The sequence below is a fragment of the Chelativorans petroleitrophicus genome (assembly GCF_025398195.1).
Lineage (GTDB): Bacteria > Pseudomonadota > Alphaproteobacteria > Rhizobiales > Rhizobiaceae > Chelativorans > Chelativorans petroleitrophicus.
The window spans coordinates 116,534-136,704 of record NZ_JAODNV010000011.1 but is presented as its reverse complement, the minus strand read 5'-3'; the positions used below and the strand labels follow the sequence as shown (position 1 = coordinate 136,704).

General features: G+C 62.7%; 20 protein-coding genes. 13 read left to right on the top strand and 7 right to left on the bottom strand.

Annotated elements, in window-relative coordinates:
• Positions 1 to 113 precede the first annotated feature (113 nt).
• The 5 genes from rplI to NYR54_RS11315 form a co-directional block, all read right to left on the bottom strand.
• On the bottom strand, positions 114 to 722 hold the full coding sequence (gene rplI / locus NYR54_RS11335) for a 50S ribosomal protein L9 (protein WP_261515762.1): 609 nt from the start codon (positions 720 to 722) through the stop codon (positions 114 to 116).
• 220 nt (positions 723 to 942) lie between these two features.
• A complete protein-coding gene (gene rpsR / locus NYR54_RS11330; protein ID WP_011581252.1) occupies positions 943 to 1,191 on the bottom strand; it encodes a 30S ribosomal protein S18 in 249 nt (82 codons plus the stop codon).
• Complete coding sequence (gene rpsF / locus NYR54_RS11325; protein ID WP_261515761.1) at positions 1,191 to 1,598, bottom strand: 30S ribosomal protein S6; 408 nt, start codon at positions 1,596 to 1,598, stop codon at positions 1,191 to 1,193. The genes rpsR and rpsF overlap by 1 nt, the downstream gene beginning before the upstream one ends.
• A 278-nt stretch (positions 1,599 to 1,876) precedes the next feature.
• Positions 1,877 to 2,638: an ABC transporter permease gene (locus tag NYR54_RS11320; protein WP_261515760.1), complete on the bottom strand. Its 762-nt coding sequence runs from the start codon at positions 2,636 to 2,638 to the stop codon at positions 1,877 to 1,879.
• A complete protein-coding gene (locus NYR54_RS11315; protein WP_261515759.1) occupies positions 2,635 to 3,561 on the bottom strand; it encodes an ABC transporter ATP-binding protein in 927 nt (308 codons plus the stop codon). The genes NYR54_RS11320 and NYR54_RS11315 overlap by 4 nt, the downstream gene beginning before the upstream one ends.
• Before the next feature lie 247 nt (positions 3,562 to 3,808).
• Here NYR54_RS11315 and fabD point away from each other — a divergent pair, with 247 nt between their 5' ends.
• From fabD to gmk, 7 genes are all read left to right on the top strand, one after another.
• Positions 3,809 to 4,750 carry an ACP S-malonyltransferase gene (fabD, locus tag NYR54_RS11310; RefSeq protein ID WP_261515758.1) on the top strand — a complete coding sequence of 314 codons (942 nt, stop codon included), beginning with the start codon at positions 3,809 to 3,811 and terminating at the stop codon, positions 4,748 to 4,750.
• Between the two features lie 121 nt (positions 4,751 to 4,871).
• Positions 4,872 to 5,609 carry a 3-oxoacyl-[acyl-carrier-protein] reductase gene (gene fabG / locus NYR54_RS11305; protein WP_261515757.1) on the top strand — a complete coding sequence of 246 codons (738 nt, stop codon included), beginning with the start codon at positions 4,872 to 4,874 and terminating at the stop codon, positions 5,607 to 5,609.
• Positions 5,610 to 5,854: 245 nt separating this feature from the next.
• Positions 5,855 to 6,091, top strand: a complete 237-nt coding sequence (locus tag NYR54_RS11300) for an acyl carrier protein (RefSeq protein WP_011581104.1) — start codon at positions 5,855 to 5,857, stop codon at positions 6,089 to 6,091.
• A 52-nt stretch (positions 6,092 to 6,143) separates the two neighbouring features.
• Entirely contained in the window at positions 6,144 to 7,400 is a 1,257-nt protein-coding gene (gene fabF, locus NYR54_RS11295; protein ID WP_261515756.1) for a beta-ketoacyl-ACP synthase II, read from the top strand.
• Between the two features lie 95 nt (positions 7,401 to 7,495).
• Entirely contained in the window at positions 7,496 to 8,683 is a 1,188-nt protein-coding gene (gene mltG, locus NYR54_RS11290) for an endolytic transglycosylase MltG (RefSeq protein WP_261515755.1), read from the top strand.
• A gap of 45 nt (positions 8,684 to 8,728) precedes the next feature.
• On the top strand, positions 8,729 to 9,616 hold the full coding sequence (locus tag NYR54_RS11285) for a YicC/YloC family endoribonuclease (protein WP_261515754.1): 888 nt from the start codon (positions 8,729 to 8,731) through the stop codon (positions 9,614 to 9,616).
• Positions 9,617 to 9,618: 2 nt separating this feature from the next.
• Entirely contained in the window at positions 9,619 to 10,275 is a 657-nt protein-coding gene (gene gmk, locus NYR54_RS11280) for a guanylate kinase (RefSeq protein WP_261515753.1), read from the top strand.
• Between the two features lie 61 nt (positions 10,276 to 10,336).
• On the opposite strand, the gene NYR54_RS11275 is transcribed toward gmk, so the two are convergent.
• Entirely contained in the window at positions 10,337 to 10,783 is a 447-nt protein-coding gene (locus NYR54_RS11275) for a DNA polymerase III subunit chi (protein WP_261515752.1), read from the bottom strand.
• 7 nt (positions 10,784 to 10,790) lie between these two features.
• Entirely contained in the window at positions 10,791 to 12,290 is a 1,500-nt protein-coding gene (locus tag NYR54_RS11270) for a leucyl aminopeptidase (protein WP_261515751.1), read from the bottom strand.
• Positions 12,291 to 12,545: 255 nt separating this feature from the next.
• Here NYR54_RS11270 and lptF point away from each other — a divergent pair, with 255 nt between their 5' ends.
• The 6 genes from lptF to rsmA all read left to right on the top strand — a co-directional run bounded on the left by lptF (position 12,546) and on the right by rsmA (position 20,050).
• A complete protein-coding gene (gene lptF / locus NYR54_RS11265; protein ID WP_261515750.1) occupies positions 12,546 to 13,736 on the top strand; it encodes an LPS export ABC transporter permease LptF in 1,191 nt (396 codons plus the stop codon).
• Positions 13,733 to 14,815: an LPS export ABC transporter permease LptG gene (gene lptG, locus NYR54_RS11260; RefSeq protein ID WP_261515749.1), complete on the top strand. Its 1,083-nt coding sequence runs from the start codon at positions 13,733 to 13,735 to the stop codon at positions 14,813 to 14,815. The genes lptF and lptG overlap by 4 nt, the downstream gene beginning before the upstream one ends.
• The gene (locus tag NYR54_RS11255; protein WP_423738606.1) at positions 14,815 to 17,160 is read left to right on the top strand and encodes an LPS-assembly protein LptD; all 2,346 of its coding nucleotides are present in this window, start codon (positions 14,815 to 14,817) and stop codon (positions 17,158 to 17,160) included. The genes lptG and NYR54_RS11255 overlap by 1 nt, the downstream gene beginning before the upstream one ends.
• A gap of 76 nt (positions 17,161 to 17,236) precedes the next feature.
• Positions 17,237 to 18,196: a peptidylprolyl isomerase gene (locus NYR54_RS11250; protein ID WP_261515747.1), complete on the top strand. Its 960-nt coding sequence runs from the start codon at positions 17,237 to 17,239 to the stop codon at positions 18,194 to 18,196.
• 16 nt (positions 18,197 to 18,212) lie between these two features.
• The gene (gene pdxA, locus NYR54_RS11245; RefSeq protein ID WP_261515746.1) at positions 18,213 to 19,226 is read left to right on the top strand and encodes a 4-hydroxythreonine-4-phosphate dehydrogenase PdxA; all 1,014 of its coding nucleotides are present in this window, start codon (positions 18,213 to 18,215) and stop codon (positions 19,224 to 19,226) included.
• On the top strand, positions 19,223 to 20,050 hold the full coding sequence (rsmA, locus tag NYR54_RS11240) for a 16S rRNA (adenine(1518)-N(6)/adenine(1519)-N(6))-dimethyltransferase RsmA (protein ID WP_261515745.1): 828 nt from the start codon (positions 19,223 to 19,225) through the stop codon (positions 20,048 to 20,050). Before pdxA ends, rsmA begins: the two co-directional genes overlap by 4 nt.
• The last annotated feature ends 121 nt before the right edge of the window (positions 20,051 to 20,171 follow it).

The window sequence follows — 20,171 nt, the reverse complement described above, 5'->3', positions numbered from 1 at the left end:
CAACGGGGCTGGCTCAGCCTGAGTTGCTCAATTTTGGAAAATCCAAGCGAATCAAAAAGAAAGGCCGGGTCGTAATGACCCAGCCTTGATCTTCAAGACAGCCTAGAGTGTCTTCAGGCGTTGTCCGTCTCGCCCGCGCTTTCGGCCTCAGCCTCAGACGTATATCCGGTGTCTGGCTCGAAAAACTCCTCAGGCCGGGCGCTTTCATTGATGTCCTCGCCATAGATCGCCTCGGCCGAATCAAGCCTTTCGCCGCGGGCCTGGCGTTCCGCCTCGCTCTCGGAGCGGGCGATGTTGAGCGAGATCGTGACGATCACTTCCGGGTGCAGGGCAATGTTCACATTGGTGATGCCGATCGTCTTGATCGGATGGTGCATCTCCACCTGGTTGCGGGTGATCTTGAAGCCGTTCTCATCCAGCACCTGCACGATGTCGCGCGGCGACACCGAGCCGTAGAGCTGGCCGGTTTCTGCAGCGGAGCGGATCACGATGAAGCTCTGTCCGTCGAGCTTTTCGGCAACCGCCTCTGCTTCCTTGCGCCGCTCGAGGTTGCGCGCCTCGAGCTGGACGCGCTGGGCCTCGAACTTCTTCTTGTTGGCCTCGCTGGCGCGCAGCGCCTTGCCCTGCGGCAGAAGGAAGTTGCGCGCAAAGCCGTCCTTCACCTTCACCACGTCGCCCATCTGGCCGAGGCGTGGGATACGTTCCAGAAGAATGATTTCCATCGTTCCGTTTCCTTTCTCCCGGCCGATGCCGGGGATGAATGCGCAAGGCAGGCCAGGAAACGGCGCCAAAAGGCTTTGGGTTCGCTGTCCTGCCCGGTGGCAGTTAGAGGCTCGCCGTTTTGATGCGGGCAACAGCCTCAACTCGGGTTAAAGACCTTCCCGTTCCCACGCCCGATCGCGGGAGGGGAATGCGGGCGCCCGTGAGGACGCCCGCAGCAGATTACTTGACCACGTATGGCAGCAGGCCGAGGAAGCGGGCGCGCTTGATGGCGCGAGCAAGCTCACGCTGCTTCTTCTGGCTCACCGCCGTGATGCGGGAAGGCACGATCTTGCCGCGCTCGGAGATATAGCGCTGCAGAAGCTTCACGTCCTTGTAGTCGATCTTCGGCGCGTTGGCACCGGAGAACGGGCAAGTCTTGCGACGGCGATGGAAGGGACGCCGCGTCGGAATCTGATTGATATCGACCATCATTCGTCTCCTTCATCCTCGCGCGCACGGCGGCCCTCATCCCGGTCGCGGCGCGCACCGCGGTCGTCACGGCGCCCGCGATCGTCGCGGCGCTGCATCATGGCCGAAGGACCTTCTTCGTGCGCCTCGACGCGGACGGTCATGAAGCGCAGAATGTCTTCGTTGATGCTCATCTGCCGCTCCATTTCCTTGACGACGTCTGAGGGAGCGTCGATGTCGAGGAGCGCGAGATAGGCCTTGCGGTTCTTCTTGATCCGATAGGCGAGGGACTTCAGTCCCCAGTTCTCGATCCGCCCGACTTTGCCGCCGCCGCTTTCGATGAAGCCCTTGTACTGTTCCACAAGCGCATCGACCTGCTGCGGCGAGAGGTCCTGCCGGGCAAGGAACACGTGTTCGTAAAGTGCCATGTCTTGCCTTTCTTCTCTCGTCGTCCGGCCGATCCAGCGGCTAAAGCCTCAGCGACCTCCTTGCCGGCATTTGCCGGTGAAGAAAGGCGCATTCCGAGACGGTCGAGAGCGGAGACACGGGAGGCGGAAGCACTTCTGCTTCGCGGCGGACGAAAAGTCGCCCGGCCCTCCGTTCAGCCCCCGGCTGAGACCGGCGGACCGCGCGCTTATACAGAGTTTTGGTCAGGTTGCAAGGCTTTCAGGGCCGCTTTTGGCCTCGAAGCGGCTCCTCTCAGGCCTCAAGCCTTCAGCTTGTATCCGGTTTTGAAGATCCACCACACCAGCGTCAGGCACACGACCAGGAAAAAGGCGATCATCGCTATGCTCACGCCCACGCTCACATCCGAGGTCTCGTAGAAGCTCCAGCGGAAGCCGCTGACGAGATAAAGGACCGGATTGGCCAGCGTCACCTTCTGCCAGAACTCCGGCAGCATCTCGATGGAGTAGAAGGAGCCGCCGAGAAAGACGAGCGGCGTGATGATCAGAAGGGGAATGAGCTGCAGCTTTTCAAAACCGTCGGCCCAGATGCCGATGATGAACCCGAACAGGCTGAAGGTGACCGCCGTGGCCACAAGGAAAAACAGCATCCAGAAGGGATGGCGGATTTCCACGTCCACGAACAGATGTGCCGTCGCAAGGATGATGGCGCCGAGGATGAGCGATTTTGAGGCTGCCGCCCCTACATAGCCAAGCACGATCTCGAAAAAGGAGATGGGCGCTGAAAGCACCTCATAGATGGTACCGACGAACTTCGGGAAGTAGATGCCGAAGGACGCGTTGGAGATGGAGTTCTGCAACAGCGTCAGCATCATGAGGCCCGGCACGATGAAGGAGCCATAGCTCACGCCGTCGATCTCCTCGATGCGCGAGCCGATCGCCGCGCCGAACACGATGAAATAAAGAGATGTGGAAAGCACGGGCGAGACGACGCTCTGCAGCAGCGTGCGCCGCATGCGCGCCATCTCGAAAATGTAGATGGATTTGACGGCTTCGAAATTCACCGGCTTTCCTCCACGAGATTGACGAAGATGTCTTCGAGCGAGCTTTGCTCGGTGGCAATATCCTTGACCGAGATGCCCGCCCGGTTGAGATCGGCAAGCAAGGAGCCGATGCCGGAACGGGACCCTTGCGTGTCGTACTGATAGACGATGCGCTCACCGCCGCCTTCCAGCTTGAGGTCGTATCGGCCGAGCGTCTCAGGTAGCGTTTCCAGCGCCTCGTTGAGTTCCACCGTGAGCTGCTTCTTGCCGAGCTTGCGCATCAGCTCGGCCTTTTCCTCGACGATGATCAGCCGGCCCTTGTTGATGACGCCCACACGGTCGGCGATCTCCTCGGCTTCCTCGATATAGTGGGTGGTGAGGATGATGGTCACGCCGTCCTCGCGCAGCCGGCGCACGAGGTTCCACATATCCTTGCGCAGTTCCACGTCCACGCCCGCCGTGGGCTCGTCCAGAAACAGGATCTTCGGCTCGTGCGCCAGCGCCTTGGCGATCATGACGCGGCGTTTCATTCCGCCGGAAAGCTGCAGGATCTTGCTGTCCTTCTTCTCCCACAGCGAAAGATCCTTGAGCAGCCGCTCGACCAAAGCCGGATTAGGCTTCTTGCCGAAAAGTCCGCGGCTGTAGCTCACCGTATCCCACACGGTCTCGAAGGTCTCGACATGCAGTTCCTGCGGCACAAGCCCGATCAGGGCGCGTGCGGCGCGATAGTCGCGGATGATGTCATGGCCTTGCACGCGGACGGAGCCGCTGGTCGGATTGACGAGGCCGCAGATGATGGAAATGAGCGTCGTCTTGCCCGCGCCGTTCGGTCCGAGGAGCGCGAGGATTTCGCCGTTCATGATCTCGAGGTCAATCCCGTGAAGGGCGGTAAACCCCGAATCATAGACCTTGGAAAGCTCTGAAATGGAAATGGCTGGCTGCATGAGGACCGTCGTTAAAGGGAATACCGTGCGCTGACACACCGCAGCCCGGCGCAGGCGCCGGAGCCAAAGCCGGCTTCATATAGGCTAGTCGCGGGGCGCTTGCCATAGAGGATCTCTCATCGCTTGACATTTCCTGACAAAATGTCAGCCCGCGTTTCGGAAGGCCTCGCGCAAAGGGCTTGACGCGGGCCTGCCGTTGGGCCACCACCTGCGCCGCATCGCGCACGCAATCCGGAGATAGCCGCCGATGAGCATCGCCTTTACCTTTCCTGGCCAGGGCAGCCAGGCCGTCGGCATGGGCCGTGACCTTGCCGAAACCTTTCCCGAAGCCCGCGAGGTCTTCGAGGAAGTGGACGACGCGCTGGACCAGCGCCTTTCCAGGATCATGTGGGAAGGGCCCGAGGACGAACTCACCCTCACGGCCAATGCCCAGCCCGCGCTGATGGCGGTGTCGATGGCGGTCATGCGCGTGCTGGAGAAGGGCGGCCTTTCGCTTGTGGGCAAGGTGGCCTATGTCGCCGGCCATTCGCTGGGCGAATATTCCGCCCTTGCCGCCGCAGGCACCTTCTCTCTTGCCGATACGGCGCGGCTATTGCGCATCCGCGGCAACGCCATGCAGGCCGCCGTTCCAGTAGGCGAGGGGGCGATGGCCGCCATCATCGGGCTTGAGACGGCCGATGTCGAAGCCGCCTGCGATGCGGCGAAACAGACAGGCCTCTGCCAGATCGCCAACGACAATGGGGGCGGGCAGCTCGTCATCTCCGGCGCGAAAGCGGCAGTGGAAGAGGCAGCCCGGCTCGCCACGGAAAAAGGCGCAAAACGCGCCATCATGCTGCCGGTATCAGCGCCGTTCCATTCGGCCCTCATGGCGCCTGCCGCCGAGCGCATGCGTGAGGCGCTGGCGGAGGTGGAGGCAAAGGCGCCCTCTGTGCCGCTGGTTGCCAATGTGACCGCCCGTCCGCTTTCCGATCCGCAGGAGATCGTCAGCCGCCTTGTCGAACAGGTGACAGGGCGCGTCCGCTGGCGCGAAACGGTGGAATGGTTGGGCGAAAACGGCGTAGAGACATTGTATGAGATCGGCGCCGGCAAGGTGCTGACGGGCTTGGCCCGCCGTATAAATCGCGATCTCGCCGCCGTACCCGTCAACAATCCGGCGGACATCGAAACGGCGATGAAGGCGCTGCTATAGCGAAGCTCTGGATCATTTCGGCGTTTTGTGGAAACGCCGAATGATCTAATTTTCTGTTTCGCAGTTCCGCGCGGAAACGGTATCCGCTTTTTCCCGGAATTGCATGGAGAGGGAGAAGACGATGTTTGATCTCAGCGGCCGCAAGGCGCTGGTTACCGGGGCGTCCGGCGGGATCGGCGAGGCGATCGCGCGTGCTCTGCACGCGCAGGGCGCCACGGTCGGCCTGCATGGCACGCGCGTGGAAAAGCTCGAAGCGCTTGCCGGCGAGCTCGGCGATCGCGTCCGCATCTTTCCTGCAAACTTGTCGGATCGGGAGGAGGTCAAGGAATTGGCCGCCAAAGCGGAAGCAGAGCTGGAAGGCGTAGATATCCTTGTCAACAATGCGGGGATCACGCGCGACGGGCTGTTCGTGCGCATGAGCGACGAGGACTGGGACGCCGTTCTCGAGGTCAACCTGACCGCGGCCTTCCGGCTTGCGCGCGCTCTGACCCATCCGATGATGCGCCGCCGGTGGGGGCGGATCATCAACATCACGTCCGTCGTGGGCGTCACCGGCAATCCGGGCCAGGCGAATTATGGCGCCTCCAAGGCGGGCCTCATTGGCTTCTCCAAGTCGCTTGCCCACGAGATCGCCACGCGCAACGTCACGGTCAATTGCGTGGCGCCGGGTTTCATTGAATCGGCCATGACCGACAAGCTGAACGAAAAGCAGCGCGAAACCATCATGGCTGCCATACCCATGAAGCGTATGGGCACGGGTGCGGAGGTGGCCTCCGCGGTCGTCTATCTGGCTTCCGACGAGGCGGCCTATGTGACGGGGCAGACCCTGCATGTGAATGGCGGGATGGCCATGATTTGACCCGATTCGCCGGTTGCCCCCTGGCGGATAGGCGCCAAATAGCGTCAGAGGCGAGCTTGGCCGGAAGAAGGCGTCGTGCTATGCCGCACCCGTTCCTAGGGGAAACAGGTGAGGGGGCCGGCAGGCTGCTAAAGAGGCGTGGAAATGGGCCGGAAAGCCGTTGATACGGCCATCTTTTCAGCTTGATTAGCTGAAAGCCTGCCGCTAACGAAGACCAGACATTGGTGAAGTCGAGGGTACTCAAAATGAGCGATACCGCAGAACGCGTCAAGAAAATCGTCGTCGAGCATCTTGGCGTCGACGCCGACAAGGTGACCGAACAGGCCAGCTTCATCGACGATCTGGGCGCGGACAGCCTCGACACCGTTGAACTGGTGATGGCGTTCGAGGAAGAATTCGGGGTCGAGATTCCCGATGACGCCGCCGAGACGATCCTCACCGTAGGCGACGCGGTGAAGTACATCGAAAAGGCGACGGCCTGACGCAAGTCCGGCCTGTCTTTCGCGCGGCCAAAAAGGCGAGACAATCCACGACATGAGGCGCGTCGTCGTCACCGGAATGGGGCTTCTCTCGCCGCTCGGCCTCGGTGCCGAGCACAGCTGGCGGCAGTTGCTGTCAGGCAAGAGCGGAGCACGGCGGATCGAGCAGTTCGAGGTCGAGGACCTGCCCTGCAAGATCGCCAATCCGATTCCGCGTGAAGGCGAGGGCGCGTTCGATCCGGACGCTTTCCTGGAGCCGCGCGAGCAGCGCAAGGTGGGCGATTTCATTATCTATGGCATCGCCGCCGCCGATCAGGCGCTGGCCGATTCTGGCTGGGAGCCGAAGACAGAGGCTGATCGCTGCGCCACCGGCGTGATGATCGGCTCCGGCATCGGCGGCATTGAGGGCATTGCCGAAAACGCCTACCAGCTTCGCGATCGCGGCGCGCGCCGCATCAGCCCGTTCTTCATCCCGGGCAACATCATCAATCTCGTCTCCGGCCAGGTTTCGATCCGGCACGGGCTCAAGGGCCCGAACCACGCCGTGGCCACGGCCTGCTCGACCGGCGCGCATGCCATCGGAGATGCCGCCCGGCTGATCATGCTGGGGGATGCGGATGTGATGCTGGCCGGCGGTGCCGAATCGCCGATCACGCGCCTTTCAATCGCGGGCTTCTCGGCATGCCGCGCGCTTTCCACCAGCTTCAACGATACGCCCGAAAAGGCCTCGCGGCCCTACGATCGCGACCGCGACGGATTCGTCATGGGCGAGGGCGCGGGCGTGCTGGTTCTGGAAGAGCTGGAACACGCCAAGGCACGCGGGGCGCGGATCTATGCCGAGGTGGTGGGTTATGGCCTTTCGGGCGACGCCTATCACATCACCGCGCCTGCCGAAGATGGCGACGGGGCCTATCGCTGCATGTCCGCCGCACTCAGGCGAGCCGGTTTGTCTCCAGCGGACATCGACTACATCAACGCGCACGGAACCTCCACCATGGCCGACACGATCGAGCTGAAGGCCGTGGAGCGCCTGATGGGAGACGCGGCAGACAAGGTCTCCATGTCGTCCACCAAATCCTCCATCGGGCATCTACTCGGTGCGGCCGGTGCGGCGGAAGCGATCTTCTCGATCCTCGCGCTTCGCGACAACGTGGCGCCGCCGACGCTCAATCTGGACAACCCCGAGGCCGAAACGGCGATCGATCTGGTGCCCAACAAGCCGCGTGAGCGCCGCATTGACGTGGTGCTTTCCAATTCCTTCGGCTTTGGCGGCACCAACGCTTCGCTGGTCTTCCGCCGCTACGAGGGTTGATCGCAAGACACCCACGGCCCCGCCAAGCCTTGACGTGATTGTGCCGCAGTCTGCGTCTTTGATGGCCGGAGACGACGCAGGAGAATAAGGAGACGATGAGCGGGGATTCGGGTGAGTTGAGCAGATCGACGGAGCAGCCGGGGCGGCCCATTCTGGCCAGGTCGGCGCGTGAGACGCTTCGTCCCGAGCTGGGCACGCCGCCACCGCCAAAGCGCTCCCGCCAGTCGCGCAACCAGTTCGTGGTGTTCCTCAATTTCGTGGTCTCCTCGATTGTTTTTCTTCTGGTGGTCGCCGGAATCGGTTTCTATGCAGGCAAGGTGGCTTTCGACGCTCCGGGTCCCTCCACAACCACCGAGACGGTCATGATCCCGCCCGAAACGAGCGTGCGCGAGATTGCGGAGACGCTGGAGCGGCGCGGACTGATCAGCGACGCGCGGATTTTCCGTCTCGGCGTGCGCATCCATCGCGCCGATGGCCGGCTGAAGGCGGGCGAGTACGAGATCAAGGCCGGGGCCTCCATGCGCGATATCATGGAGCTTCTGGAAAGCGGCAAGTCGGTCCTTTACTCGCTTACCATCCCCGAGGGGCTGACGGTAGCCCAGGTGTTCAAGCGCATTGCGGAGACCGAGGAACTGTCGGGCGAACTGCCGGAGGAACTGCCGCCGGAGGGAAGCCTCGCCGCCGATACGCTGCGCTTCACGCGCGGCCTGTCGCGCAAGGAGGTGGTCGAGCGGCTGGCGGCGCAGCAGGAAGAGCTGGTGAGGGAGATCTGGGAGCGGCGCGCTGAGGACCTTCCGCTGAAGGACATCAACGAATTCGTCACGCTGGCTTCGATCGTCGAAAAGGAGACAGGCAGGGCCGACGAGCGCTCCCGCGTGGCCGCCGTTTTCCTTAATCGGCTGGAGCGCGGCATGCGCCTGCAGTCCGATCCCACGGTGATCTACGGCCTGTTCGGCGGCGAGGGAAAGCCGGCGGGCCGGCCGATATATCGGTCGGACTTGGAGAAGAAAACGCCCTACAACACCTATCTGGTCGACGGTCTCCCGCCCACGCCGATCGCCATTCCGGGCCGGGCGTCACTGGAGGCGGTCGCCAATCCCTCGCGCACCGACGAGCTCTATTTCGTGGCTGACGGCAATGGCGGCCACGTATTTGCCTCCACTCTGGCTGAGCACAATGAAAACGTAGCGCGCTGGCGTAGAATCGAGCGGGAAAGGGCGGCACAGGCGGCAGCCGAGGCTGCCGATACGGAAAACGCAATCGGTCAGGAATTGGACGACTGACGAAGCAGCACGGCTCTGCGGCGGGACAGCGCGGCGGGGGAAGGCATGGCGCTTGAGAGTATGACGGGCTTTGCCCGCGCCTCGCTCGAAGACGAGGCGGCGACGGTGTACTGGGAGTTGCGTTCGGTCAACGGACGGGGGCTAGAGGCGCGCCTGCGGCTTCCGCCGGGACACGAGCGGCTCGAACAGCCGGTCAAGCAGCGTATCGCCCAGCGCTTCTCGCGCGGGAACATTCAGGCAAGCCTGACCATCACACGCGAAGCAGACCTTCGCCGTCCCGTGGTGGACGAGGAATTTCTGTTCCAGCTCGCGCAGCTTGCCCGCCGGCTCCACGAGGAGCACGGCGCGGCTCCAGCGCGCGCCGATGGGCTGCTTGCGCTGCGCGGTGTTCTGGAGGCGCCAGATGCAACGGCCGACGAGGAAACACGCGAACGGCTGGATGCTCTGGCCCTTGCCGCGCTGGACAGGGCGCTGGAGGAACTGGCCGCCGCGCGGCAGGCCGAGGGGGCATCGCTCGGTACTATTCTCGAGGGGCAACTTGCCGAAATCGAGGCCCTCACGCTTCAGGCGGAAGCGGATCCCTCACGCGAACTTTCCAGCATTCGCGCGCGTCTTAAGGAGCAGCTTCGCCAGCTGATGGATGCCGCCCCGGAGCTCGACGAAGCACGGCTCTACCAGGAGGCGGCATTCCTTGCTACCAAGGCCGATATCCGCGAGGAGATCGACCGGCTTAAAACGCATGTCGCCTCCGCCCGCGCGCTGCTCGCCGCTGGCGGCCCGGTCGGCCGCAAGCTTGATTTCCTTGCACAGGAGTTTAACCGGGAAGCGAATACGCTCTGCTCCAAGTCCAACGCCTCCTCGATCACGGCGATCGGCCTGGAGCTGAAGGCCGCCATCGACCGGTTCCGCGAGCAGCTACAGAATCTGGAGTAGAAATGCCGTCCGCGTCCCCGTCCGCCAATATCCGCCGCAAGGGGATCATGCTCGTGCTCTCTTCTCCGTCGGGCGCGGGCAAATCCACCATCGCGCGCAGCATCCTCGAGCATGACGAGGCATTCCAGCTCTCCGTGAGCGTAACGACCCGGCCCCGCCGCTCCAGCGAGATTGAAGGGGTGCACTATCATTTCAAGACCATGCGCGAGTTCGAGATGCTGCGCGACAGTGGCGAACTGTTGGAATGGGCGGAAGTGCACGGAAACTATTACGGCACGCCGCGCAAACCGGTGGGGGAGGCGGTCGCCCAAGGCCGCGACATGCTGTTCGACATCGATTGGCAGGGGGCTGCGCAGCTGCGCGAGAAGATGCCGGACGACATCGTCTCAGTCTTCATACTGCCGCCAACCATGAAGGAATTGCTGGCGCGGCTTACGAGGCGCGCGGAGGATACGGCCGAGATCATAGAAAAGCGGCTTAAGAATGCGCGCCATGAGATCGAGCAATGGCGCGACTACGACTATGTCATCGTCAATGACGATCTGAACCGCGCTTTCGAGTCGGTGCGCGCCATCGTGGCGGCTGAACGCCTGCGCCGGGAGCGCCGAACGGGGCTTGAAGATTTCGTTGCCGGCCTGCTCAAGGAAGAGATCGAATAGACCGCCGTAACGGCTGGGTGCGGACGCTGGGCGAGCGGGGCTCGAAGCTTTCAGGCTGGCATCACGCCTTCTTCTGCCACCGTCGGTCCGGCCCCTGCTGCCAATAGGTCACGTCATGGCCGGCGGCCTTCATGGCTTTCCAGTGCTCGCGGGCAGCCTCGAGCTGCATTGTATCGTGACCGTCGAACAGGAAGACCGCGCGCTCGTAGCCATTGAGTCCTTCGGGCGCGGCGCCCTCCACGAGGAAACGCACCGTCGCCCCGTTCGGGTTGGCGGCGGTGGTGGTAAGCAGCACAGGCTGTTCGGCAGCGTGCGGCTCCCGGTCCGTTCCGTGTGGCACGAAGGCGTCGTCGCGGAAGGTCCACAGCCGCGCATCGAGCGCGTCGCGGCGTTCCTCGCTCACCGTCTGGATTCCGACCCGCCAGCCTCGTTCGAGGCATTTCTCCACCAGGGGAGGCAGTGCCTCTTCGAGCGTCGACTCGGTCAGATGGTAGAAGAGGACTTCCAAAGGGCGATCACCCCTCGTAGTGATTGGCTACTAGCCGGTCGAGCAGGCGCACGCCAAAGCCGGAGGCCCAGGACTGGTTGATCTCGCTCGATGGCGAAGCCATCGCGGTTCCTGCCACGTCCAAATGAGCCCAGGGCGTCTCGCCCACGAAGCGCTTCAGAAACTGGGCCGCCGTGATCGAGCCCGCATTGCGTCCGCCGGTATTTTTCATGTCGGCGTTCTTGGTGTCGATCAGCTTGTCGTATTCCGGGCCGAGCGGCATACGCCAGACCTTTTCCCCGGTGGCGTTGCCCGCCTCCGCAAGCCGTTCGGCGAGCTGGTCGTCATTGGAGAAAAGACCTGCATAGGCATTGCCCAGGGCGATCAGGATGGCACCGGTCAGAGTGGCCAGATTGACGATGAATTGCGGCTTGAACTGCTCCTTGCAGTGCCAGAGCAGGTCCGCCAGCACCAGCCGGCCCTCCGCATCGGTGTTGATGATCTCGATCGTCTGTCCCGACATGGAAGTGACGATGTCGCCCGGGCGCTGTGCATTGCCGTCGGGCATGTTCTCGACCAGCCCGATCATGCCGACGATATTCGCCTTGGCCTTGCGCGCTGCCAGTGCGCGCATGAGACCGACCACGGCGGCGGCACCCGCCATGTCGCCCTTCATATCCTCCATATTGGCGGCCGGCTTGATCGAGATACCGCCGGTATCGAAGACGACGCCCTTTCCGACGAAGGCTACCGGCTTTTCCCTCACCTTGCCACCGCTCCAGCGCATGATGGCGACCCGCGGCGGGCGCACGGAGCCTTGCGCGACGCCAAGGAGGGCACGCATGCCGAGCTTCTGCAATTCCTTCTCGGTCAGGATATCGACCTTGACGCCGAGTTCTTCGAGCTCGCGCACCTTTTCAGCGAATTCCACCGGACCCAGCACATTGGCCGGTTCGTTGACCAGGTCGCGCGCCAGATAGACGCCGTCAGCGACCGCTTCGGCGTCCGCGAATGCTTTCCGCGCCGCCGCCGGATCGGCGCACTGGATGGTGAACCTGACCGCCTTACCCCTGCTGGGCTGCTTCGCCCCGTTTTCCTCCTTCTTGGTCTTGTACTTGTCGAAGACATAGGAACGCAGCAGGATACCGAGACCGATCGAGGCAATGTCGGCGGCTGCAATTTCGGCGCCCGCGACGTCGGCCACGAGCGTCACCTCGGTGGCGTTCTTGGCGGCCGCCGCTGCCGCGCCGCCAATCTTCAGCCACGCTTCCTCGTTAAGACCGTCCACCTTGCCGGTGCCGACGGCGGTGAGCCGGTCATAGGCCGTGCCCTGCGGGGCAAGCGCCTCGACGCTGGCGGCGAGCTTGCCGTTGAAGTCAGTCGTCGCGAATATCTTCGGAAGAATGTCAGCCGGATCGCAAGCCGCCGCGGGCTCGCCCAGTTTCCCCCCTTCCGGCACGAGGACGATCACACTGCCTTTCTTCGGCGCAGCAAATTTTGCAAAGGTGACGGTCGGTTTCTCGGTCATGGGATGTCCTGTTGTCGCAAGAAAGAGGCGGTCGCGATCTTGGCGGTTTTGAATGAATTGGCAAGAGGCCGGGCGGCGCCTTTTCTTCGGAAAGCAGGCGGCAGAGGCGCCCGAATGTGGCGGCAAGCTCTTGTTAACCGCGTTCCTTTCCGCTTCCTTAGGCCTGTTTGCATCAAATTCGCGCGGGGACGTTCCTGCCGCTCCTTGCGCCGGCACGCCCAATAGTGGCCATCAACGCGAGGAACATACCCGGCGATGAAGGTGATCGAGCTCTATATTCTGCGGCGGACGCTGGCGATCTTCGCCGCCTCCCTCTCCTGGCTCGTCCTCATCGTCTGGACCACGCAGGTTCTCAACCGCATCGATCTGGTAACAAGCAGCGGGCAATCGGCCGCCACCTTCTTCACCGTGGCGCTTCTGGCTCTGCCGGCCGTCCTCCCCGTCATCATGCCGTTCGTCATCGGCATCGCGGTGGCCCAGACGCTCGCGACCATGAACGCGGATTCGGAGTTGGTTGTGATCAACGCGGCCGGATCTCCCCGCACGACGGTGATCCGGCCGATTCTGATCGTTGCCGTTGCGGCCAGCGTCGCCGCGTTCGCGATCAACAATCTGCTTGAGCCCTATGCGCGCCAGACCATGCGGCAGATCCTGGCGCGCGCCAATGCTAACCTGATCACAACCGTGCTTTCGGAAGGCACATTCCACGAGGTGGATGACAGCCTCTTCGTGCAGGTATCGAAAAGGCTGCCCGACGGCCTGCTCGGCGGCATCTTCGTGGCGGACAGCCGCGATCCCGAGTTGAAGCTCGTTTATCACGCCCGGCGGGGTGCTGCCTTGGAGCGGGAGCAGGGTAGTGTGCTTATCCTACAGGAGGGCGAGGTGCATCGCCAGACGGCGCACGGCGAGATTTCGGTGATCCGGTTCGATGCCTATGCTTTCGACCTCTCCGAGTTCACCAATGGAAGCGGTACGCCCGTTCTGTATCCGAAGGATCGCTATCTGCCGGAGCTCATAAATCCGGACCCCAACGACAGTTTCTTTGCACACAAGCCGCAGAGCTACCGTGCCGAGCTGCACATGCGCCTTTCGGAATGGCTCTATCCGATCGTTTTCGCACTTATCGGCATTGCGGTGGCGGGCGATGCGCGCTCCTTCCGCGAGGCGCGTATCCATCCGATGATTACGACCATGACGATCGGTCTTCTGGTGCGCTGGGCCGGCTTCTATGCGGGAAACGAGGCGGAGACGAAACCCATCTTTGCTTTCGTGCTCTACGCCGTACCGATCGGCATGATTCTGATGTGCATCGGCTTCATCGCGACCAACCGGGTCATGGAACTGCCAGCGCACTGGACGGAGCGACTCCTCTCGCACCTGCAGGTCGTATCTGAGCGTCTCGTGCGGCTGCGGGCGCGGTTTTTGGCTTCGGGAGGGCGCGCATGATCGGCCCGACTCTTGGCCGCTATTTCTTCCGCCGCTACGCGGGAATCACCGCGTGGAATTTCATCGGCGTGGCCGCGCTCGTCTTTATCGTGAGCTTCACGGAAATTGCCGGCCGGTCAAGTGAGCTGGAGGGCTATTCGGTGCGTTGGGCGCTCTCTCTGGCCGCCCTGCAGCTTCCCTTCATTATGCTTCAGGCCGTGCCCTTTATCGGGCTGGTAGCGGCCATCATTACCCTTATCAGCCTCAACCGCAAATACGAGCTGGTTGTCGCGCGCGCGGCCGGCATTTCGGCATGGCAGTTTCTCACGCCGATCGCGTTCGGGGCCTTCATTCTTGGACTTCTGGCAGTCGTCGTGCTGAACCCGATCGCGGCCCGCGCCTTCTCCACCGCCCAGGCGGTCGAGGCCGAAGTACGCGGCGCAAGAACGGCTGCGGAAGGTCAGAGTCAGCATTGGATCAAACAGCGAAGCGACGAGGGCGAGACGATCATCGGCGCGGAGGCGGCGCTTGAGGGCGGGACAGTTCTCATACGACCTGTATTCCTGGTCATCCGGGAGGAGCGCGTGGCCGAGAGGCTGGATGCCGCTCGGGCCGAACTGCGCGACGGTTATTGGGAGCTCTTGGACGTCGTAAGGAGGCAGGGCCGCAACCCGCCCGAGAACATCGAGACGATGCGGGTGCCTACCGGGCTGAGGCCCGAACTGGTCGGCCAGCAGCTCACCCAGCCCGAATCGGTTTCGGTGTTTGCGTTGCCGGGCATGATCGAGGCGGCGCACGCTCTGGGGCTCAGCGCCAATGCTTTCGCGATGCAGTTCCATTCGCTATTGACCTTGCCGCCGCTGCTCATCGCGCTGACGCTGATCGCGGCGACGGTCTCCATGCGATTTACGAGGATGGGGCAATCCGCGACGGTGATTTTGGGTGGCGTGTTTGCCGGCTTTCTGCTTTATGTGGTCTCCGTTCTTGTTCGAGCATTCGGCAGTGCAGGGTTCGTGCCTCCCATTGCGGCAGCATGGACCCCGGTATTGGTGGCTATGTTCTTTGGGGTGACATTCCTTTTATTCAAGGAGGATGGCTAGTGGGGGGAGCGGCTGAAAAACATCGCCGAACCGCCCGCTTGCAGCGGTTGCGCGCGAAGGCAGGCGTGGCTCTGCTTGCGCTTGCGGCGTGGGCTTTTCCGGCCTCCGCCCAGTTCGATCAGGAGGATATCGATCCCGACGCGCAGATGCTGCTCGTCGCGGACACGCTTGTCTACGATCAGGATCAGAACACGGTTACAGCCGTAGGCGGCGTGCAGATCGAGTATGACGGTAATCGGCTGGTGGCCCAGCGAGTCACCTATCATCGCGACACCTCACGGGTGGTCGCCAGCGGCCATGTGGAAATCGTCGAGCGGGACGGCAATCGCATCCTTGCCGACCAAATCGACGTCACGGATGACTTCAGCGAAGGCTTCGTACAGGCGCTGCGCGTGGAAACGGTGGAGGACACCTATTTCGCCGCCGAAAACGCGGAGCGCACCGCTGGTCGGCTGACGACCTTCAATAGGGCTGTCTACACTGCCTGCGAGCCCTGCGAGGAAAAGCCCAACAGGCCACCTCTGTGGCAGATCAAGGCAAGGAAGGTCATCTGGGACGGGCAGGCGAAGACCGTGCGCTTTGAAAATGCCCGGTTCGAGATGTTCGGCCTGCCGCTCGCGTGGCTTCCTGTGTTCGAAATCGCCGACCCCACGGTGAAGCGCAAGTCCGGCCTCCTCATGCCCAGCATCAAGGGCGGCAGTGAACTCGGCTTCGGGCTGACCGTTCCCTATTATCTCGCGCTTTCGCCCACCTATGATCTGACCGTGGCGGTCACCGGCTATACCAAGCAGGGCTTCTTGGGCGAGGCGGAATGGCGGCAGCAGTTCAACAACGGGTCTTACAATCTCCGTATCGCCGGCATTGAGCAGCAGAACCCGCAGGAATGGGCTGCCAACGAGGTGGACAGCCACGAAACCACGCGCGGAATGATTGCTTCGAGAGGCGAATTCGACATCAATCCGCGGTGGAAGGTCGGCTGGGACGTGATGGCCCAGACGGACAAGAATTTTGCCCGCACCTACGCCATCGAGGGCTATTCCGGTGCGGTGCAGACTTCTCAGGCGTACCTGACCGGGCTCAACGACCGCAACTATTTCGATCTCAGGGGCTACCACTTCCGGGTGCAGGAAAGCGTGCTGGATTCAAGCTCTGCGGCCCGCAACGACAAGCAGCCTTGGGTGCTGCCGGTCCTCGACTACACCTACACGCCCGATGCGGCTGTCGCCGGCGGGGAGCTGGACATCGATGTCAATGCGCAGTCGCTCTATCGCGAAGAGGGAATGTATGGCGGCGGAGATAAGCTGCAGGGGCTGGAGGGCGAGTCAGGTCGCCTGACGGCAGAGGCGGAGTGGCGCCGTTCGTTCGTCACCAGCGCGGGTCTCGTCATAACGCCCATTCTGCATGCCCGCGGCGACGCCATCTATTCGAATCTTTCGGCAGGGGCGGTCACGCAGGTCGAAGCCTTCGCTCCCGGCGCGGCGGATATCCGCTCCTCATATTATCGCTCAATGGCGACCGCCGGGCTGGAAGCGCGCTGGCCGGTCCTGTTCTCCATGGCTTCCTCGTCTCATGTGCTGGAGCCGATGGCCCAGATCTTCGCCCGCCCGGACGAGCCCTATCACGGGCGGGTCGGCATCCCTAATGAGGACGCGCAGTCGCTGGTCTTCGACGCCACCACTCTGTTCGAGCGCGACAAGTTCTCAGGCTACGACCGCATCGAGGGCGGAACACGGGCCAATCTGGGCATCCGCTATTCCGGCAACTTTGCCGGCGGATGGACGGCGCATGGCATCTTTGGCCAATCCTACCATCTGGCGGGTGAGAATTCCTTCGCTTCGTCTGATCTCGTCAATGTAGGCGCCTATTCCGGTCTTGAATCGGACGTCTCCGACTTTGTCGGTCTGTTTGGTATCGTGAGCCCTGGCGGACTTGCGGTCTCGGCCGCCGGCCGCTTCGATGAGAAGACGTTCGAGCTGCGTCGCGGCGAGGTGAGGGCAGGCGGGGCGGTTGGGCCGGTCAGTACCAACGTGCACTATGCCTACATCCAGAGCCAGCCCGAATACGGCTTCGGTAACGACCGCCAGGAGGTCGGCGCGCAGGCATCCCTGCGCTTCAACGAGAACTGGCGCGGATTTGCGTCGGCGACCTACGACATCGAGAGTGAGACCCTGGTGCGGAACACCTTCGGCTTCGCCTATGATGATGAATGCTTCACCTATCTGATGTCGTTCTCGCAGCAGCGCACAGCGGGAGGCGAAACCAAGCAAAGTTTCGGCTTCAACATCTCGCTGCGCACGCTCGGTGATTTCGGTAGTAGCTCGGGGGCGCTCTTTGGCGACAGGTAGCCTTGTCACAGTTTTGCCGCCGGAACTTATGATAGAATTAGCGTCAGGCTAAGGCTATATGGCCGCATGAGCATGCATGACGAGGAAGACTGATACGATGCTGGCGCGGAGAATGCGCGTTTCAACGGCGATGCTGGCGCTGGCGGCCGCCCTGTCGCTTGGAGCTGTTGCGGTCACGGCCGTGCCTGCTATGGCTACGCAGATCCGCTACGTCGTCAACGACCGGCCGGTGACGAGCTACGATATCGAGCGGCGTGCGGCGCTGTTGCGGCTGATGCGGCGCAGCGGCAATATCAACGAACTTGCGGCGCAGGAGATGATCGACCAGGTGCTGCGGCGGCAGGAGATGGCGCGCCTCGGTATCAATATTACCGATGCTCAGGTCGACCAGTCCTATGCCAACTTCGCTTCGTCCAACCAGCTTTCTGTCGCCCAGCTCGATCAGATCCTAGCCCAATCCGGCGTGACCAAGGAACATTTCAAGGAGTTCATCCGCACGCAGATGGGCTGGTCACGCGTGCTGCAGGCACGCAACAGCAGGGTGGAAACGCTGAGCGAGGCGGAGGTCGTCCGCAGGATGCTGCAGCAGGGCGGGCAGAAGCCAACTGCCACCGAATATTTGCTGCAGCAGGTGATTTTCGTTGTCCCTTCCGGCCAGCGCGGGCAGCTTCTGGCCAAGCGAAAGCGCGAGGCTCAGGCAATGCGCGACCGCTTCAACGGCTGCGAAAGCACGGTCGAGTTCGCCAAGGGCCTTATCGACGTGACGGTGAAGGATCTTGGGCGCGTGCTGGCACCGGAGCTGCCGCCGGATTGGAAGGATTACATAACGAAGACGCGCCCGGGGGAAGCTACCCCGGTGCGGGAGACGGATCGCGGCGTCGAATTCATCGGCGTGTGCAGCGCGCGCGAGGTGTCCGACGATCACGTGGCCAAGCTGGTCTTCCAGAGCCAGGAATCGGGAGACTCATCGTATCAGAACCTGTCGGAGGAATACACGGCGGAGCTGCGCCAGAAAGCCCGTATTCACCGGCGCTAGACCGCGGCTCTGACGTATGCCAACTCTGGCGGTGTCCATCGGTGAGCCTTCGGGTATCGGGCCGGAAGTCATCATCGCGGCCTGGCGTATGCGGAAAGCGGCCGCGCTCCCGGCTTTCTACGTGCTTGGAGACGCGGCGCTGCTTGCTGCCAGGGCAGGACGGCTTGGACTCAACATTCCCATAGTGGAGACTACACCCGCCGAAGCAGCAGCACGATTTGATGCGGCGCTGCCCGTGGTGCCGCTTGAAAACTGGCTTGTTGATGCCCCCGGCGCTCCGGCGCAGGCGAATGCCGCAGGCGTGATCGAAGCGATCAGGCGCGGGGTGGAGGATGTCGTTGCCGGCCGCGCCGCCGCACTGGTCACATGTCCGATCGCCAAGAAAGTGCTTTATGACGCCGGTTTCTCCTTTCCGGGTCACACCGAATTTCTCGGGCATCTTGCGAAAGGCCACACGGGAAAAACCGTGATCCCGGTCATGATGCTCACAGGTCCCGATCTACGCACAGTGCCTGTGACGGTGCATCAGGCACTTGCCGAGGTGCCGGGGAGCCTCACACGCGAGATGATCGAGGAGAAGGGACGGATCGTTGCGCGCGATCTTGTCGAGCGCTTCGGGATTGCCGCCCCGAGGATTGCGGTCTCGGGGCTCAATCCGCATGCGGGCGAAGAAGGCTCGATGGGCAGGGAAGACATCGAGATCATCAAGCCCGCGATTGAGACGCTGCGCGCGGAAGCGATCAATGCCTTCGGTCCGCTCCCTGCCGATACCCTTTTCCACAAGGCGGCGCGCAGCGCCTATGACGCTGCACTTTGCATGTATCACGATCAGGCACTGATCCCGGTGAAGACGCTGGCCTTCGATGAGACGGTGAACGTCACCCTCGGCCTGCCATTCATCCGCACCTCGCCGGACCACGGCACGGCCTTCGATATTGCCGGGAAGGGCGTCGCCCGGCCGCAAAGCCTGATGGAAGCGATCAAGCTTGCGCGGCGGCTTGCCGACAATGTTGCCCGGACTGCTTCATGAGTGTGGACGGGCTTCCGCCGCTGGGCGAGGTGATCCGGCGGCATGGTCTCATCGCAAAAAAGGCGCTCGGGCAGAATTTTCTGCTTGATCTCAATCTGACGCGGCGCATCGCGCGCGCGGCGGGCCGCCTTGACGGCGTGACCGTAGTAGAGGTCGGGCCCGGACCAGGAGGGCTTACGCGCGCGCTTCTTCTGGAGGGTGCCGAGCGCGTAATCGCCATCGAAAGAGACCAGCGCTGCATAGGCGCGCTGGAGGAGATCGCCGCGCATTATCCCGGACGGCTTCAGATCGTAGAAGGTGATGCGCTGAAGACGGACTTTCCCGCGCTGGCTGGAGATGCCGATGCGGTGAAGATCGTCGCCAACCTGCCTTACAACATCGGCACCGAACTGTTGGTGCGTTGGCTCACATCGGAGCACTGGCCACCTTTCTACACCTCCATGACGCTGATGTTCCAGCGTGAGGTGGCTGAGCGCATCATCGCGCAACCGGGGGACGGAGCCTATGGCCGGCTTTCCGTACTTGCAGGCTGGCGCACGGAAGCGGCGATCCTGTTCGATGTTCCGCCTCGGGCATTCACGCCGCCGCCCAAGGTCACCTCCTCGGTTGTTCATCTTGTGCCGCGCGAAAAGCCGCATGCGGTGGATGGACAAACGCTGGCCCGGGTAACGGAAGCGGCCTTCGGCCAGCGGCGCAAGATGCTGCGGCAGAGCCTCAAATCTCTGGGCGGGGAAGCCCTGCTCGCGCGCGCAGGCATTGACGGCACGCGCCGCGCCGAAACGCTTTCGGTGGAAGAATTTGTCCGCCTCGCGCACGCGGTATAGGCCGTCTCAGGATTGCAGAAATAAAGGGGCTCTGCGCCCACCGTCACCCCGCGGAGCGTAGCGAGAGCCAGCATCCAGAGCAACGGCGGAGATGGCATTGCTGGGTCCCAGATAGCCGCTT

Coding starts and splice junctions, on each gene's coding strand:
- lptF (WP_261515750.1), top strand. CDS start 12,546: ATGAAGGTGATCGAGCTCTATATTCTGCGGCGGACGCTGGCGATCTTC.
- NYR54_RS11285 (WP_261515754.1), top strand. CDS start 8,729: ATGGCGCTTGAGAGTATGACGGGCTTTGCCCGCGCCTCGCTCGAAGAC.
- fabG (WP_261515757.1), top strand. CDS start 4,872: ATGTTTGATCTCAGCGGCCGCAAGGCGCTGGTTACCGGGGCGTCCGGC.
- mltG (WP_261515755.1), top strand. CDS start 7,496: ATGAGCGGGGATTCGGGTGAGTTGAGCAGATCGACGGAGCAGCCGGGG.
- NYR54_RS11250 (WP_261515747.1), top strand. CDS start 17,237: ATGACGAGGAAGACTGATACGATGCTGGCGCGGAGAATGCGCGTTTCA.
- NYR54_RS11300 (WP_011581104.1), top strand. CDS start 5,855: ATGAGCGATACCGCAGAACGCGTCAAGAAAATCGTCGTCGAGCATCTT.
- rsmA (WP_261515745.1), top strand. CDS start 19,223: ATGAGTGTGGACGGGCTTCCGCCGCTGGGCGAGGTGATCCGGCGGCAT.
- rpsR (WP_011581252.1), bottom strand. CDS start 1,191: ATGGTCGATATCAATCAGATTCCGACGCGGCGTCCCTTCCATCGCCGT.
- rpsF (WP_261515761.1), bottom strand. CDS start 1,598: ATGGCACTTTACGAACACGTGTTCCTTGCCCGGCAGGACCTCTCGCCG.
- NYR54_RS11270 (WP_261515751.1), bottom strand. CDS start 12,290: ATGACCGAGAAACCGACCGTCACCTTTGCAAAATTTGCTGCGCCGAAG.
- rplI (WP_261515762.1), bottom strand. CDS start 722: ATGGAAATCATTCTTCTGGAACGTATCCCACGCCTCGGCCAGATGGGC.
- lptG (WP_261515749.1), top strand. CDS start 13,733: ATGATCGGCCCGACTCTTGGCCGCTATTTCTTCCGCCGCTACGCGGGA.
- pdxA (WP_261515746.1), top strand. CDS start 18,213: ATGCCAACTCTGGCGGTGTCCATCGGTGAGCCTTCGGGTATCGGGCCG.
- fabF (WP_261515756.1), top strand. CDS start 6,144: ATGAGGCGCGTCGTCGTCACCGGAATGGGGCTTCTCTCGCCGCTCGGC.
- fabD (WP_261515758.1), top strand. CDS start 3,809: ATGAGCATCGCCTTTACCTTTCCTGGCCAGGGCAGCCAGGCCGTCGGC.
- gmk (WP_261515753.1), top strand. CDS start 9,619: ATGCCGTCCGCGTCCCCGTCCGCCAATATCCGCCGCAAGGGGATCATG.
- NYR54_RS11315 (WP_261515759.1), bottom strand. CDS start 3,561: ATGCAGCCAGCCATTTCCATTTCAGAGCTTTCCAAGGTCTATGATTCG.